This is a genomic window from Wenyingzhuangia sp. IMCC45574 (assembly GCF_054182685.1).
Genome location: NZ_CM135169.1, coordinates 3,943,211 through 3,958,089 on the forward strand (window position 1 = coordinate 3,943,211; position 14,879 = coordinate 3,958,089).

Annotated in this window: 17 protein-coding genes; 7 read left to right on the forward strand and 10 right to left on the reverse strand. The window is 33.8% G+C overall.

Annotated elements, in window-relative coordinates; all coding sequences use genetic code 11:
- The first annotated feature begins 152 nt into the window (after positions 1-152).
- The 5 genes from ACXHHC_RS16845 to ACXHHC_RS16865 all read left to right on the forward strand — a co-directional run bounded on the left by ACXHHC_RS16845 (position 153) and on the right by ACXHHC_RS16865 (position 3,548).
- The gene (locus ACXHHC_RS16845) at positions 153-626 is read left to right on the forward strand and encodes a DUF6495 family protein (protein ID WP_458227532.1); all 474 of its coding nucleotides are present in this window, start codon (positions 153-155) and stop codon (positions 624-626) included.
- Between the two features lie 110 nt (positions 627-736).
- A complete protein-coding gene (locus ACXHHC_RS16850; RefSeq protein WP_458227533.1) occupies positions 737-1,408 on the forward strand; it encodes a TrmH family RNA methyltransferase in 672 nt (223 codons plus the stop codon).
- Between the two features lie 58 nt (positions 1,409-1,466).
- Positions 1,467-2,306, forward strand: coding sequence for a YHYH protein (locus tag ACXHHC_RS16855; protein WP_458227534.1), 840 nt, complete (start codon positions 1,467-1,469; stop codon positions 2,304-2,306).
- Positions 2,307-2,323: 17 nt separating this feature from the next.
- On the forward strand, positions 2,324-2,905 hold the full coding sequence (locus ACXHHC_RS16860) for a toxin-antitoxin system YwqK family antitoxin (protein ID WP_458227535.1): 582 nt from the start codon (positions 2,324-2,326) through the stop codon (positions 2,903-2,905).
- Positions 2,886-3,548, forward strand: coding sequence for an SCO family protein (locus ACXHHC_RS16865; protein WP_458227536.1), 663 nt, complete (start codon positions 2,886-2,888; stop codon positions 3,546-3,548). The genes ACXHHC_RS16860 and ACXHHC_RS16865 overlap by 20 nt, the downstream gene beginning before the upstream one ends.
- Positions 3,549-3,567: 19 nt before the next feature.
- Here the strand turns inward: ACXHHC_RS16865 and ACXHHC_RS16870 are convergent, their stop codons facing one another.
- The 3 genes from ACXHHC_RS16870 to ACXHHC_RS16880 are packed head-to-tail and all read right to left on the reverse strand — an operon-like array spanning position 3,568 to position 5,190.
- Complete coding sequence (locus tag ACXHHC_RS16870; protein WP_458227537.1) at positions 3,568-3,864, reverse strand: hypothetical protein; 297 nt, start codon at positions 3,862-3,864, stop codon at positions 3,568-3,570.
- A 9-nt stretch (positions 3,865-3,873) separates the two neighbouring features.
- Positions 3,874-4,749 carry an aldose 1-epimerase family protein gene (locus tag ACXHHC_RS16875; RefSeq protein WP_458227538.1) on the reverse strand — a complete coding sequence of 292 codons (876 nt, stop codon included), beginning with the start codon at positions 4,747-4,749 and terminating at the stop codon, positions 3,874-3,876.
- Positions 4,750-4,758: 9 nt separating this feature from the next.
- Positions 4,759-5,190, reverse strand: coding sequence for a DUF4258 domain-containing protein (locus ACXHHC_RS16880; protein ID WP_458227539.1), 432 nt, complete (start codon positions 5,188-5,190; stop codon positions 4,759-4,761).
- A gap of 242 nt (positions 5,191-5,432) precedes the next feature.
- Between ACXHHC_RS16880 and ACXHHC_RS16885 the strand changes: the two genes are divergently transcribed.
- The gene (locus tag ACXHHC_RS16885; protein WP_458227540.1) at positions 5,433-8,231 is read left to right on the forward strand and encodes a VPS10 domain-containing protein; all 2,799 of its coding nucleotides are present in this window, start codon (positions 5,433-5,435) and stop codon (positions 8,229-8,231) included.
- Positions 8,232-8,553: 322 nt separating this feature from the next.
- On the opposite strand, the gene ACXHHC_RS16890 is transcribed toward ACXHHC_RS16885, so the two are convergent.
- The 3 genes from ACXHHC_RS16890 to ACXHHC_RS16900 form a co-directional block, all read right to left on the reverse strand.
- Complete coding sequence (locus ACXHHC_RS16890) at positions 8,554-8,928, reverse strand: VOC family protein (RefSeq protein ID WP_458227541.1); 375 nt, start codon at positions 8,926-8,928, stop codon at positions 8,554-8,556.
- Between the two features lie 87 nt (positions 8,929-9,015).
- On the reverse strand, positions 9,016-9,831 hold the full coding sequence (locus ACXHHC_RS16895) for a DUF6597 domain-containing transcriptional factor (RefSeq protein ID WP_458227542.1): 816 nt from the start codon (positions 9,829-9,831) through the stop codon (positions 9,016-9,018).
- A gap of 50 nt (positions 9,832-9,881) precedes the next feature.
- Entirely contained in the window at positions 9,882-10,700 is an 819-nt protein-coding gene (locus ACXHHC_RS16900; RefSeq protein ID WP_458227543.1) for a sulfurtransferase, read from the reverse strand.
- A 197-nt stretch (positions 10,701-10,897) separates the two neighbouring features.
- On the opposite strand from ACXHHC_RS16900, the gene ACXHHC_RS16905 reads away from it, so the two are divergent.
- Positions 10,898-12,454: an IS1182 family transposase gene (locus tag ACXHHC_RS16905; protein WP_458227544.1), complete on the forward strand. Its 1,557-nt coding sequence runs from the start codon at positions 10,898-10,900 to the stop codon at positions 12,452-12,454.
- 297 nt (positions 12,455-12,751) lie between these two features.
- Here the strand turns inward: ACXHHC_RS16905 and ACXHHC_RS16910 are convergent, their stop codons facing one another.
- From ACXHHC_RS16910 to ACXHHC_RS16925, 4 genes are read right to left on the reverse strand one after another with little or no spacing between them, the layout of a single operon-like run.
- Positions 12,752-13,207, reverse strand: coding sequence for a GNAT family N-acetyltransferase (locus ACXHHC_RS16910; RefSeq protein WP_458227545.1), 456 nt, complete (start codon positions 13,205-13,207; stop codon positions 12,752-12,754).
- Between the two features lie 3 nt (positions 13,208-13,210).
- Entirely contained in the window at positions 13,211-13,687 is a 477-nt protein-coding gene (locus tag ACXHHC_RS16915; RefSeq protein ID WP_458227546.1) for a hypothetical protein, read from the reverse strand.
- Positions 13,688-13,723: 36 nt separating this feature from the next.
- Positions 13,724-14,386 carry a hypothetical protein gene (locus ACXHHC_RS16920; RefSeq protein ID WP_458227547.1) on the reverse strand — a complete coding sequence of 221 codons (663 nt, stop codon included), beginning with the start codon at positions 14,384-14,386 and terminating at the stop codon, positions 13,724-13,726.
- The gene (locus ACXHHC_RS16925) at positions 14,370-14,864 is read right to left on the reverse strand and encodes an RNA polymerase sigma factor (RefSeq protein WP_458227548.1); all 495 of its coding nucleotides are present in this window, start codon (positions 14,862-14,864) and stop codon (positions 14,370-14,372) included. The genes ACXHHC_RS16920 and ACXHHC_RS16925 overlap by 17 nt, the downstream gene beginning before the upstream one ends.
- Positions 14,865-14,879 lie beyond the last annotated feature (15 nt).

Sequence of the window (14,879 nt, forward strand, 5' to 3'; positions counted from 1 at the left end):
CGTTTTTCTTGTTGATTTCTGAATGGATAGCAAGGGATAGTATATGATAAAACATGTTCTTTGATACTATATGATTGCCATCTTCCTTATTTTCATATTTTTGCAGCCTGATTAGAGATATAAATAACAACAGAAAGTAGTAGTTAGTAATCATGAAATACATTCAACTTACCAAAGAGCAATTAGAAGAGTTACACGAAGAGTTTGCTAAATTTTTAGCGAGTCAGCAAATAGATGTAAAAGAGTGGAACGATATCAAGGAAAATAAACCAGCAATGGCAGACGAAGAATTGAATATTTTTAGCGATATGGTTTGGGAAGATGTTTTGACAAAAGCAAAGTATATTGAGCACTTTTCTAAGGCGAGTATCAATTTGTTTTGTTGTTCAGATGGGGTAATTCAAAGAATAATGATCAAGTCTAATAGTGAAGCGATAGACTTAACTTCTCAAGAAGGGATTCAGACCTTGTTAAATAATCCTAAGAGCGAACAGTTTGAATTGTTTAAGGGAGCTAAAAAGTACGCTAAAGAACGCAACTTAGAAATATTCGATTTGATTTTAAAAGGAGCTAGTATTAATAAAGAAGGAGCCTTGTATCAGAATTTTGAAAAATTGGTGAACTAAATATTGATTTGTCTATTGGTTAAGTCTGATTAGATTGATATTTAGTACAAGTACGTGGATTGACAAATTATTGAATAAACGATTCCACAAAAAACGAATCAACAATAAAAATGGATAAAGATTTATTAGCATATTTAGAAGAGTTTGTTACCGAAGAGCGTAAGGAGAACTTTAAAAAAGTATTGGACCAACGTACCAGACATTTTGCAGTGGTGTTAGAAGATTTATTTCAAAAACACAATTGGAGTGCTGTGGTTCGTAGTTGTGATGTGTTTGGGGTTCAGGATGTGTATACCATAGAAAACAAATACCGAGCGTATATTTCTAATGGAGTAGGTAAGGGAGCGCAAAAATGGGTTAACTTTCATCGTTTTAAGAATCATGAAAACAATACAGAGGACTGTGTAGCTGCTTTGCGCAAGAATGGATATCAGATTATTGTAACCACTCCTCATGAAGAGTCTTCTTTTATTTCTGATTTTGATATTACCAAAAAATCTGCTTTTGTTTTTGGAGTAGAAGGCACCGGAGTTTCCGATTCTTTAATGGAGATGGCAGACGGTTATTTAAAAATACCCATGGTAGGTTTTACAGAAAGTTTAAATGTTTCTGTAGCTGCAGCTATTACCTTACAAAACACTACAGATAGGCTAAGACAGTCTGATTTAGATTGGAAATTATCTGAAGAGGAAAAAGAAGAATTGTACGGAGAATGGATAGAGAAATCTATTGGTTCTGTAAAGCAAATTAAAGAAAGGTATTACAAAGATTTAGAAGCCTAGGGTAGGGTTTGTAGTTATTTAACGGTTTTAGTTATATAGAACCTTAAAAATCACTACAATGAAAAAATATATATCTTATATCTTACTCTCTTTTTTATTCGTTTTTACCGCTTGTAGTAACGATGACACTTTATCGTCTGTAGACACAGAGAACACCGATAATACTGATAATACCGATAATACAGAAGAAACTGATGAAGGTACTGTGGATGCAAGTCTGCACAAAGCTTTTTCTGAATTTTCATCAAATGTAGATATTGTACTTTTAAACAATACAACTGTTTCTATAGAGACAAACGGTTTGCCAGACCATACGTCTCCTTATTGGTCTCCTACACATCGTTTATATGTAAATCCAACAGTAGCAACAAGAGCGAATATGTCTCCTGGCTATATAGATAATTTTGAAGGTACTTTTGAATTACAAGTTGCTGCTACTCCAGTAAAAGCTGCCCAAACAACGGCTACTAGTTTAGGTGCCATTGGTATTGCTAAAAGTGGAGCGGTAATTTACAATCAGAATGAGGCTGGTAATGTGCAGATAACAGAAAACGTTTCTTCTGGGTTAGATTATAACGGTGCACATACAGGTCCAAGTAGTTATCATTATCATTTTGAACCTACTGCTTTTACAGATAACGATACGAACTTAGTTGGAGTAATTGCAGATGGTTTTTTCTTGTACGGGAGAAAATGTCATGCTACAGGAACTTATCCTACAGATTTAGATAGTTCTAACGGACATGTGGCTATTACGCAACATACTACAGAAGCAGAATACCACTATCACATAGGGAATACCACCATATATGGAGCGTATTATGTAAATTTCACTGGAGATTATCAAGGAACACCTTACCGTATTTCTGGAGGGAATACACCAGGTATGAGACCATAACTTTTTAAAGCTTGTGTATGAAATTTTATCTTAAAATAGTAGCACTGTGTTGTTTGTGGTTTGCCGCTTGTCAAACAAAAGAAGTACGTAAAGAGCAGGATTTGGTAGAGGTTGCGTTTTCTGAATTGAAAAGAAACCCTAAAAATGGTTTTATGCTGTATAAAGGTATTTTGTTTACTGGGGTTGCAAAGTCGTACTTAGCAAATGGAAAGCGTGTAAAAGCTTTGGTGAGTTATCAGCAGGGTATAAAACATGGACCTGCTGTGCGATGGTACGACAATGGTAAGGTAAATTACAAGACTCAGTACATTCATGGAAGAAAACAAGGACTAACTAAAATATGGTACAAAAGTGGCCAGCTGCAAAGTGAAGCTACTTATTTTAAAGGAGTTATTCATGGTAAGCAGCATATTTGGTACGGAACAGGAGAAAAACAAAAAGAAAGAAATTTGCGTTATGGGCAAGAATACGGAATCCAAAAAGCTTGGAGAAAAACAGGGATACTGTATGCAAATTACGAGGCTGTAAACGGAAGAATTTTTGGCCTTTTAGGGGCTAACATGTGTTACAAAGTAGAAAATGAGAAAGTACAGAAATAATATAATCTTAGGTGTATTGTTATTCATTATTGCGTGTAAGCAATCGCCTAACAATGGAGGTAGTAGGGTGTCTAAGTTGCCTTATTATAAGGAAGCTAGTTTTACTCCCAATTGGAATGTATCAGAAAAAGAGTTGGCCTCTTACCATAAAATCCCTAACTTTTATTTAATAGATCAGAATGGGAAAGAGCTAACGGAGAAAACTTTTAAGGATAAGATTTATGTGGTGGATTTTTTCTTTACTACTTGTCCTGGAATATGCCCTAGAATGACTTCTAATATGGGAATGATACAAGATGCTTTTTTACAAGACAACGAAGTTAAGTTGCTGTCTCATTCTGTAACTCCAACATTAGATTCTGTTCCTGCCCTTAAGAGCTATGCAGAGCTAAAGGGAGTTGTTTCGGGTAAGTGGTATTTGGCTACAGGGAGTAGAAAACAAATTTATAACTTAGGAAGAAAAGCTTATTTTGTTGAAGAAGATTTTGGAGTAAAAGCGACAGACGATGATTTTTTACACACAGAAAATTTTGTTTTGATAGATAAGAACAGACATATTAGAGGAATATACAATGGTTTGAATAAAACGGCTGTAAATCAGCTAATAGCAGATATTAAAACACTAAAACAAGAGCGCTATTAATGCGTATAGCGTTCTTGTTCTACTTAAATTTTAGGATTGCGTTGTTAGGATTTCCTTTTTCGTACAAAACCTGAAAGGTCTTATTTAAAACATGCTTGCTGGCTTGTTTTTGTAGTTCTTGTTTTTTAGTGTAGGTAATGTTGTCTACACTGTACTTAAATGTGCAAAAAGGGAGTTTTCCTCTATTAAATACTTCAATTACCACCCCTGTAGTAGTAGCTTGGTTGTTTTTAATGCTAGTAGTATTTCCTTTTTTAAAAAAGAACATTACCGCAGCAAAAAGAATGACTAAGACAATTATTGCAATCATTTTCATAGTTACAAGTTAGGCAATAGTCACCAAATACTCACAAGTAAATTCTTCTTTAGCAGCTAAAGAAATCATCCCTTCTTTGTCTTTTAGTTCTTGGTTATGGTCAATATGGTCTGCAATTCCATGCCAAGGTTCTATACAAATAAAAGGTGCTTCTGCATTGGCCGACCAAATTCCTAGATAAGGGAAATCTTTAAAAGTTACACTCATGTAGGTTTTTCCTGTAGGTTCGTGCACAAAAGATACTTCTTGGAATGGATTTGGATTTAACACAAGAGCATCGTGGTCAAAAATGGTTTTAGGCAAATCTAACAGACCTCCTTGGTTAAATACTTCTAAGGTAGATCCGTCTCTACTTCCGTCAATCAATAATTGAGATTCTGGAGCAGCATCGTTGTCAAAAACTAACATGTATTCTTCTCTGGTCTGACCTTCTTCAAATGGACAGGTATATGCAGGGTGTGCACCAATAGAGAAAATTAATTCTTTGTTGGCTGGGTTCTTAACAGTGTACTTGGTGTTTAAACCTTTACTACTTAGTGTGTACTCTAAGTGTAATACAAAGTCAAAAGGATATAGTTTTAGGGTTTCACTGTTCGCAGTCAACTCAAAAGTTAGGCTGTCTTCTGTCTGAGAAATTACGTTGAATTCACTATTTCTGGCAAATCCATGTTGTTTCATTTCAAACTTTTCTCCTTCTACAAAAAAGGTATTGTCTTTTAAGCCTCCAACTATAGGAAATAAAACAGGAGTGTGTCTTCCCCAGTGGGTAGCATCACCGTTCCATATATATTCAATTCCTTGGTTGCTCTTTAAGCTGATTAATTCTGCACCAGCAGTTGTAAAAGTAGCTTTTAAGAAGTCGTTTTCTAAAGTGTAGTTGGCCATCTCTATGTATTATTCAATTACTTTAATTTCTTTTAAGGTTGCAATAGAGTCACATCTTTCAAAAATAAAGGCAAAGTCGTTTGTAACTACTTTTTCATTTTCTTTTTTTCCAATAGTGATATCAATCCAATAATCTGGACAAGGTTTTACTCTAGGGTTGCTCTTAGAAAAATCTACATCTCCTTTGTGTAAGGCATATTGAATATCCATAGAGTCTAAATGATAAGCATCTAAAGTGCTTTGTGCAGCATTGTTAATTACTAAAGTTTTACGCAGTCGTAATTGCTTTAATGTTCTAGCATTTGGACCGTAATCAAACGTAGTTCCTTTCTGATCGTTAATATAGCTTAGTGCAACAAAACCCAAAGCAACTCCTCCTAAGAAATAACCAAATCGTCTTAATAATTTGGCATCTATTTTACTTAATAATTCTTTCAACATGATATTCAAATTCTAGGTTCAAAAGTACGCAAGTAAACTGACTAATTCTCATCAAATAAAATTAAAAAATCAACAACTTAGGGCTAAATAATTCGGTTGTCTATGCTTTAACGTATAGGTATTTCTATTAAATAAAGTAAAAAACTAATTGCTAGTACTACAGAGTTGGCGATTTGTATCCCAAGTGGAGACTTGGAAAAATTAAATTTGTTACAGAATCATTTTACATACCTATAGGACAAATGCAACATTTAGTTACAAGGTTATGGGTTTTGTTTGTTTTGGTAACAAGCACTTCTATAACAGCACAAAACAAGTTTTTTAGAAAATTAGCAACAGAAAAGGTAAGCTCTACCAATGGAGTTGTTTGGAAACAGGTATCGCCAGGAAATGCTGGATTTACCAATTTAATGAGGTACCATCCTACCATTCCTAAATTAATTACCCAATGTCCAGATATGTGGAATGCCTATCAGTCCCAAGACAATGGTAAGAGTTGGTATGGTATAACAGACCCCGATGGAGATGCTTCTTTTTATCACCTAAGAGATTTGGAGTATGCCAATACCAATGCAAAATTTGGTTTGGCCTTAACATCATCTCAGTTATGGCAAACACGCGATTTGGGAAAAACTTGGAACATTGTAAAATATTGTCCTTGGTACAAACAAGATACAGATGGTACTGATAAGGATGGTTGGAGACGAAAAGTAGCTGCGGTAACTATAGATCCTACCAACGAAAAGGTTTGGTATGTAGCTGGGGGAGGAAATGTCCGTCAGCAAGATTGGATGTCTTCTTTAAAAGAAATTACAGCAAAAAATCCAAGGGGTGCAGCCGGAGGAAAATTTATGCACGTTGGTAAGTTGTGGAAAACAAAAAATGGAGGAAAAACGTGGAGTTTAATAACAAATGGACTACCTGCTAACGTACAAGTGTGTAGAATTATTGTAAACCCTAAAAATGCCAAACAATTGTTTGCAGCTTCTAATTACGGTTTGTTTAAATCGGAGAATGGAGGTAAAAAGTGGAAGCAAATTACGGGAACCTTTGACAATAATATTATTATGGACATGGACTTCTATTACAACGCTAAAACAGGTATGTTTCAGTTGTTTGTGGTAGACCAAACGCAATACGTACCTAATGGTAAAACCACAAAATGTACAGGGGGAATTTTCTTTTCTAATGACGAAGGAGTGTCTTGGAAAAACATTACAGGAGATTTGTATTTAGACATTAACCAATTGTCTGGAGGAGTACCTGCCAATTATTACTTGTACTTGTCTAAATGGCTTGGTATTTCTAAGAACAAAGCAAGAAACTTATACCCTGAATTGCCAAAAAATGCATTGCAACGTTTTAACATGATTAGTGCAGACCCAAGTAAAGAAGGAGTTGTGTATTTAGGTTTTGCAGATCCGCAAATAGGGAAATCTATTATGCCCGGGCGTTTGTGGAAAACAGAAAATTTTGGGCAGAAATGGGTAAGTACAGCTCGTTTGTATCAGGAGGCATGGGAAAAGGACAAAGCTTATTGGGATGCTAGGGGGAATCCTACGCACCAAAATATGAAAGTAGGACATTCTTCTCCGCACATGCGTTTTGGTAAAAATTATGCCTTGCGCTCTATGCGTGGTTTAGATGTAGGAGTAGACGGAAGTGTTATGATAATTTCGGATCATAGTACAATGTTGAGTACCAATAGGGGAGAGTCTTGGACTCAGGTAGACGAGAATGTAACTCCAACAGGTGGAATTATAGGAACAGGAAATAGTAATTTACCTGCTTTAACCATTGCACAAGACAAACGATTTGAAACTACTTTGCTAGGTTCTGGAGAACACAATCTTTGGATACCAGAAAAGGAAAAATACCAAGGAGAAATTGCTTTAAAATTTATAGAGAGTGCGCAAGAAACGGTAAGTAATTTGGTGTTTGATCCTTACGATGCCAAAACAGTTTATGCAACTTCTAACAGACAAGCAAAGAAACAATACTTATTTAAAAGTACCGATGGAGGATTGCATTGGGAAAGACATGGAGTTGCAACTCCTGCAACCAATAAGTGGTTGGACGATTTTTATACCAATGGTTTGTTGATAGATCCTATAGATCCATCTTACCTATATTTTGGAATCACCATTATTGTAAACCCTAAAAAAGGACATCAAGGAGGTTTCTTTATGTCTAAAGACAATGGAAAAACGTTTCAGCAGTGCAACAAAGGATTGCCATCGCCAGCAAGAATTAACGATGTACAGTTTGATCCTAGAGATCCGTCTAGAAAATCGTTGTTTGTAGCGGCACAAAAAAACATACACAATTATAGAATGCCCTTGTCTAATGGCGGTCTGTATCATTCTACAGATAGAGGACAAACATGGCAAGAAGTAAAAACTCCAAGCCAGGTAGAAGGGGTACAGTTTGTAACTTTTGATCATACCAACCGTATGTATATTACCACGGGTTACCGTGGAGGTGGAGCAGGAGTTTGGTATTCTGATGATTTTGGAAAACACTGGGAACAGGTATTTAAGTATCCGGCAACAGAATGTTTTGCTGTTTCTCCTTACGATCATAATTTATTGGTGGTTACTACCAAGTTTTTAGCTAAAAACCCAGGAGTGTTTTTAAGTAGAGACAGAGGGCTAACATGGGAAAAAGTAAACAAGAACATTGTCATTCCACATCAAATAGAAGACGTAAAGTTCGATTTACACAACCCTGCAGAAATGTGGTTGGCTACCAAAGGAGGAGGTTTTTACAAAGGAAAGATTGCAAAAGGAGACCAAATTCAGGTTGTAAAAGTTAGTAAACCGGTGCTAGAAATTAAGCCGGGTGAAATAAGTGAGTTACAAGCGACTATTGTAAATAATACTTACAAAGATGCACCACTTGTTTGGAAATCAGAAAACAAAGCAGTTGTAACCATTAGTAAGGAAGGAAAACTAAGTGCTGTAGCTAAAGGAAATACAAAAGTTTGGGTTACTACCAAAGATGGACGTTTTAGTGATTATACCGTAGTAACAGTAAAGTAAACAAGTTGCCTAAGTGATACCAAGAGTGCTAATAATTAAGATTTAATTGTTGGCACTTTTGTTTTTGCCAAAGAGCAGCGTGTTTTTTGTGAAATTGGTGTACACCATTTAAGTATTTGGTGCACACCCTTTGTTTGTTTTGTGTAGGCCATTTGTTTGCTTGGTGTACACCAATTATTTGTGTGGTGTATGCAAGTATAGGGAAAGTAACTTTGTGCTATTACCAGAGCAAGGTGTACTACTTAGGCAAACTGTTTAACAGGCTTTAAATCCAACGAGTGGGCTTGGAAGTTTTCCCATAGTCCACTCGTTGTTATTAGACTTATTTTCTGGAATGTAATCCAATAGTATTTCCATCTCTATCCATTAAAATAGATACAAATCCAAATTCTCCAATAGACATTTTAGGTTTTATAATTTTTCCTCCCGCTTTAGCTGCTAAATGTTCTTCGGTCGTACAATCTTTAGACTCAAAGTAAACCACAGTGTTGTTGCTGTTGGGAATAAAGTTTTCTTTTTCTACCAATGCCCCTGTAATGTTTAGGCCTTTAGGATCAAAAGGGAAACCAGATTGTTTTCCAAATTCAATGGGAAAATCTACAAGTTTTATGTTAAAAACAGTTTCGTAGAATTCTTTTGCGTTGTTTAAGTTAGAGACATGGATGTCGAACCAATTTACAGGATTTACGTTTTTCATTTTTAGTTGCTTTATGAATTTTGTTGCTGTATTGCAATGCAAATATGCTGAGAGTTTTAAGTGTAAAATTGTAAAAAAGGGACACGGCTATGTTTCGTTGTCAAAAATCAACGACATTTTTAAATCGTCTCCGTAAAATTCTTTAGGGGTTAAGCCAGTAAATTCTTTAAAGTCTTTAATAAAGTGTGCTTGGTCAAAATATTCGTTTTCATAGGCCAAGTCTGTTAGGCTAGTAACTTCTTTTTTTAATAGTGTTTTTAATGCATTTTGAATTCTAACGGTTTTTGAAAGTTGTTTAGGGCTTAAACCAATAGTAGACGAAAATTTACGAGTGAGCTGCCTACGGCTGGTGTTGTTTTGTTCCGACAGTGTGTGTATGGAACATTGTCCGTTGGCTTCTAAAATGGTATCTACAGTTGTTTTTATAATAAGATCTATGGTTGCCTTATTGGTTAATCGGTTTATTAAAAATTCCTCTATCAATTCAATTCTCTCAGCAGTAGAAGTTGCCGTTAAAATTTGTTCCCCAATGCGTATTCCATCGTTTCCAAACAGTGTTTTTAAAGGAACGGCAGTGTTTTGAATTTCTTTGATGGGAATATTGGCAAACGGCGAAAATCCGTTGGGTTGAAAACGGACAACAAAAGAACCTGTAACACCAAGTGGTTCTACAACATACGGTTTTGTTAATTGCCCAATTAAAAAACATTTAGGAAGAATTATACTTTCTTGGTTGTTTGGATGATGCCTGTAGGTGTCTCCGTAATGAAAAATTAATTTCATTGTCCCATCTGGAATAATGGTGTTTTTTAGAGGTGTGTTTTTATAAGCACTTTCCAAGTTCCAATAACATTTAACCCACTCTTTTAAGCTTTCTTGTGGTAGAAATGTTTGGTGATTCATGCTGTGTTTTTTTAGTTTTTGGGACTTGTGCAACGGTTACTGGTGTTGTACTATGTTTTTTTTCTTTCACCCCATTCAGTCCAAGAACCGTCATAGACAGCTTTAAAATTGTCTAAAATATTGTAAGAAGCTAAATAAACAACACAAGCAGTAATCCCAGAGCCACAACTAAAAATAATATTTTTTTTCTCGTTTACTAAAAATTTAAAAATCTGTTTTAATTCTTTTTCATTTTTGAATTTTCCATTTTCAAGAACATTAGTATATGGTAAATTTATAGAGTTTTCTATTTTTCCACTTCTTAATCCTTTTCTAGGTTCAGGAACTATTCCATTAAATCGATCTTCAGAACGAACGTCAATGATCAATTCTTTTTGAGAAGATAGGTTTTTCAAAATATCATCAAATTTTCTAACAATATTTTCAGTCGCTTTAACTTTAAAATTTCCTTTAAGATATTTCTTTTCAGATTTGACCTCAGTTTTAAAGTCATTTTTCAACCATTCAGGAAGACCTCCATTTAAAACATATATTTCTTTATGTCCCATTGATTTAAATAACCACCAAGCTCTAGGACTTGAATAGATTCCATTTGAATCATAAACAACTATAAAACTAGTATCATTTATTCCTAATTTTTGAGCTTCATTCTCAAATTGAGTTATGGAAGGGTATGCACTAGGAAATTCATTTTCAGTATCACTAAACTTATTCTTGATATCAAAAAAACGTGCATTTTTAATTTGAATATTTTGAATTTCAGTAGGTTGTTTCAATAATTGATTTATTAATGTACAATCTAAAATTATTAAGTTATCATTACTCAAATTATCATTTAGCCATTCAGCTGAAACTATAGATTTATTCATTTTTTTTAAATGTAGTACAATGGGTTTAATGAGTTGGATTTTTGGTAGAATAGCTGCGAAACTATCGGCCGTGAACAACCCAGTTTAAAAGTAGTGAACCGAAAGTTAGAAACAAAGCCAAAAATCGAACTTATTTGTTGTGCCTGTTGCACAAGATTTTGATTTGTAAAGTTAAATATGAAGTTTTATCTTTATATATGCAAGGCCATAAGACATATCAAGAAAAATTATTTCAACAATTTCAGTTGAGTAGTCGGGTTCCACCAGAGAACTTTTACAGACGTTTAAAAGAAGCTTTAGAGCTTAACTTTCTATATTCTATAACTCTTCCTTATTACGGAACCAGTGGTCAAAAGAGTGTAGACCCTGTTGTTTTCTTTAAACTTTGTTTGATAGGGTATTTAGAAAATCTTAACAGCGATCGTAAGTTAATCAACCATTGTAGCATGCGTTTGGATCTGTTGTATTTTTTAGGATACGATATAGACGAGGAACTTCCTTGGCATAGCACTATAAGTAGAACCCGTCAGCTGTTACCAGCATCCGTTTTTGAAACCTTTTTTACCCGTGTATTTAAGTTGTGTGTAGATACAGGTATGGTTAGCGGTCATACTCAAACAATAGATTCTGCTCCAGTAAAGGCAAATGCTTCTATGGATAGTTTGGAGTTGAAAGTTCCAGCAGAAGAATTGGATTCCTATTTACGAGAGGTAAGACATATTAGCAAACGAGACAAAGAAAAGCCTCTGCGTAAATCCAAAGAAAATAGGGCAAGTAAAAGTGAACAAACTATAACAGCTAGCGACCAAGAACTACAAGCAATCTCAAGTAGAACAAAAAATTGGTCCAGCAATCAAGACCAACGTCCAGGAGCAGGGAATAAAGGCTCTCGTTATACGAGTAATAAGACTCATTATAGTCCTACAGATCCCGATGCACGTATCAGTGTAAAGCCAGGCAAGGCTAGAAAGTTAAATTACCTATCACAATTAACTGTAGACACAGATCATCATGTGATAAGCGATATTCAAGCTTATCATGCCGATGGCAAAGACAATCAACAATTGGAAGACATTGTAAACAGAGTCCGAAAACGCTTATGGAAGGTAGGGTTGTTATGGGAGAATTGTGTAGCAGATACAGGTTATAGTAGTGGCGAAAATTATGCTTTTTTAGAGCGTAGCAACCTAAAAAGTTTTATCCCACCACATGGAACTTACAAAGGAGGCCCTTCAGGATTTACCTACGATAAAGAAAATGACCATTATCTCTGTCCTCAAGGAAAAATGATTCCTTATAAGAAAACGTTTGTTGAAAAGAAAAACCGTACAAAAAAGAAATCTTATCGAGCTTCCAAAAAGATATGTATTGATTGTCCAATAAAGGAAAGCTGCTTAGGAAAGGCGAAAGAGAAGAGTTTTTCGGTTACTTATTACCGAGAGGAATATGAGAGGAACAATACTCGAGTCAATAGTTCACAAGGGAGGTATATGAAAGCTAAGAGACAGAGTACAGTAGAACCCGTTTTTGGCACCTTGACACAATTTTTAGGCATGCGAAAAGTAAACACCAAAGGATTAGAACAAGCCAACAAGTGTATGCACATGGCTGCTATTGCTTATAATGTAAAGAAATACCTAAAATTTATAGAAAAAAGAGCCCAAAGTAAAGCCAAAGCCTTGGCAGCTTCTTTTTTTACATTTATGTTGTCTCCAAACTTGTTTTTAGTTTGTCTAAAGCCTTGTAGAAATTAGTTTTTAGTAACTAGTTAAAAAACACAAAGCCCTTAAAGGGGCTCTATAGTGTAGTTGTTTTCTTGTTTTTTGGGACTTGTGCAGCGGTTACCGGTGTTAGCATTTCGTTTTCTTTCAAGTTTTTTTATCCTTAGCTAAACAATATACCTTTCTATATTCTACAAGAATTATTTGAAAATGAATTTTTATTGTACTCAAACAATTCTATATTTTTGATTATTGAATTGCTCATTATCTGTGAAACGTTTTTTTGAGTTAAAATTTATGAGTTTGATTTTAATTCTCATAAGTTATTAGCTATTGTTTCATTTTTTCAAGGAATACTAATTCTAGATTTTCGCTGATTCTTTGTTTACGAAATTCAGAATACCCAAGCTTTTTATACAAAGACAAATTTCTAATACTTTTGTGTCCGGTAAACAATTCAAAACGATTTACATTATCAAACTCACTTTCAATCTGATTCATCAGTTTAGTGCCTAATCCTTTATTTCGATAATTGGTATGAACTATTAATCTACCAATTTTACAAGTGTTTAGTTCCAAAATCCCCCTTACAGAGCCAACTAATTTTCCATCACATTCAATTTTTAATATTTTTTCATTTTTATAATTTTGTTCAATAGACTCTAAAGTATCAGTAAGTGGTGGGATTGTATAATCATTATACAATACAGCTTCTTCCATATAGCAAGCTTTTTGTAATGCCAATATTGCTTTGAGGTCTTTTTTTTCTGCTATTGATATTTTCATGTTTTAATATTTATTACTGATGGGAGAGCAATGGTATTTAGATCTTATTAGCATTTTTTTTTCTATGAATGCTTCTAAATCATTATTAAAAATATCAAAATCGGCAAATCCTTTTTGAAGTTTTGACCAGATTAAATTAATTAGAATTCCATTTCCTGTCCAAGTTTGTATAAATTCTGTTTTGTTTTTTTCTAGCTGTTTAAATTCGAATAGATGAGTTACTTCAGCTATTTTCTTTGATAGAATTGTTTTGGATAATAAAAAACTGTGCTTCTCATTTATGGATATAACTGTTGGATTAAAATTTGTTGTTTTCCCATTAATATTCATTAACAAGTCTAACTGTTCATCATTTTTTAAAGTTCCTTTGGCTTTTGGGATAATAGTATTCCAATTTTTATAGTTTTCAAATTCAGACACAATTCTGAAAAGTGTTTGAGAGTCAGAGTTTATTATTCTAGAGATAGAGAAGGTTTTCATTTGTTTTCTAGTTTTATGGTATTAGTTAATTGTTGTTTAACTTCTAAGTTCTTCCATATCAGAAAGAATTTCATCTAGCTTATTATGTATACTTCCATAGGTTATCTTCATATCCCAGTCATAAATTTTTCCTCCAAAGTAGGCAATTATTAAAGTGAGAAAAGTAAATAAAGATATTAAGATCATTTTTGCTCTAAATATGATATTCGGATTATTACGAACTATTTCGTCATACCAATCCTCTCCTAATATTTCGCGTGCACCACCTATAGTGATAATTGTATACCAATTTATAAGTACTGCAAATAGAAATACCAAAGGATAAAAAAACACGGCTATTTTTCTATTCAATCTAGCTGATTTCTTTAACCAATTATAAAAAGCTTTAATGTAGTTGTAGCTATTCTCAACCATATCAATTTTAACCAATTCTTTTAATAATCGTTTATTAACGATTACTATTCCTGTTATTGTTAAAAATGCGAGGATTCCAATTATAGGGATACCTATAAAAAAGGTCGCTATTAAAGCAATTGATGCACTAGCCATAAGAAAGATCATCGTTGTTTTGATCCTGATTATGTATCGATCTACAATATGTACTGATTTCTGATTGTATAAATTATTCAATTTTGGAGCAATGAGTTTATTACTTTTTGAAAAGCTGTCCTTCCAAATATTTTCAATTGATTTTTCCATCTAATATTTTTTTTAATCGTTTTTTAATTCTATTTATTCTAACATTTATGTTGTTATGTTTTGTTCCTAAAATCTCTGCAATCTCTTTATTTGGTCTTTCTTCCAAATAAAGTAATATTACTGCTCTATCAATTTCAGAAAGTTGTTTAATTGCTTTATACAATACAGTCAAATCTTTGTCTAAAGAGGTAGAATTGTTTTCATTTTCTATGATGTCACTTATTGTGTCCGTGGTAAAAAAATGATTTGTTTTTTTTCTGTCCCTTGTTAAAGTTAAACACACATTAAGAGATAATCGATATATCCATGTAGACCATTTTGAATCTCCACGAAATTTGTTTCTACTTTTCCAAATCTGTAGACAGACTTCTTGGTAATAGTCTTCAAAATCTTCCTGAGAATCTGTATAAGCTCTGCAAATTTTTATGATTATTCCTGAATATGGTATAATTGAAGAGGTATAAAAATCGTTACTCAAAATAATGTTTTATTA

Coding starts and splice junctions, on each gene's coding strand:
- ACXHHC_RS16890 (WP_458227541.1), bottom strand. CDS start 8,928: ATGAAAAACGTAAATCCTGTAAATTGGTTCGACATCCATGTCTCTAAC.
- ACXHHC_RS16860 (WP_458227535.1), top strand. CDS start 2,324: ATGAAATTTTATCTTAAAATAGTAGCACTGTGTTGTTTGTGGTTTGCC.
- ACXHHC_RS16855 (WP_458227534.1), top strand. CDS start 1,467: ATGAAAAAATATATATCTTATATCTTACTCTCTTTTTTATTCGTTTTT.
- ACXHHC_RS16895 (WP_458227542.1), bottom strand. CDS start 9,831: ATGAATCACCAAACATTTCTACCACAAGAAAGCTTAAAAGAGTGGGTT.
- ACXHHC_RS16900 (WP_458227543.1), bottom strand. CDS start 10,700: ATGAATAAATCTATAGTTTCAGCTGAATGGCTAAATGATAATTTGAGT.
- ACXHHC_RS16875 (WP_458227538.1), bottom strand. CDS start 4,749: ATGGCCAACTACACTTTAGAAAACGACTTCTTAAAAGCTACTTTTACA.
- ACXHHC_RS16865 (WP_458227536.1), top strand. CDS start 2,886: ATGAGAAAGTACAGAAATAATATAATCTTAGGTGTATTGTTATTCATT.
- ACXHHC_RS16910 (WP_458227545.1), bottom strand. CDS start 13,207: ATGAAAATATCAATAGCAGAAAAAAAAGACCTCAAAGCAATATTGGCA.
- ACXHHC_RS16845 (WP_458227532.1), top strand. CDS start 153: ATGAAATACATTCAACTTACCAAAGAGCAATTAGAAGAGTTACACGAA.
- ACXHHC_RS16850 (WP_458227533.1), top strand. CDS start 737: ATGGATAAAGATTTATTAGCATATTTAGAAGAGTTTGTTACCGAAGAG.
- ACXHHC_RS16915 (WP_458227546.1), bottom strand. CDS start 13,687: ATGAAAACCTTCTCTATCTCTAGAATAATAAACTCTGACTCTCAAACA.
- ACXHHC_RS16885 (WP_458227540.1), top strand. CDS start 5,433: ATGCAACATTTAGTTACAAGGTTATGGGTTTTGTTTGTTTTGGTAACA.
- ACXHHC_RS16905 (WP_458227544.1), top strand. CDS start 10,898: ATGCAAGGCCATAAGACATATCAAGAAAAATTATTTCAACAATTTCAG.
- ACXHHC_RS16880 (WP_458227539.1), bottom strand. CDS start 5,190: ATGTTGAAAGAATTATTAAGTAAAATAGATGCCAAATTATTAAGACGA.
- ACXHHC_RS16870 (WP_458227537.1), bottom strand. CDS start 3,864: ATGAAAATGATTGCAATAATTGTCTTAGTCATTCTTTTTGCTGCGGTA.
- ACXHHC_RS16920 (WP_458227547.1), bottom strand. CDS start 14,386: ATGGAAAAATCAATTGAAAATATTTGGAAGGACAGCTTTTCAAAAAGT.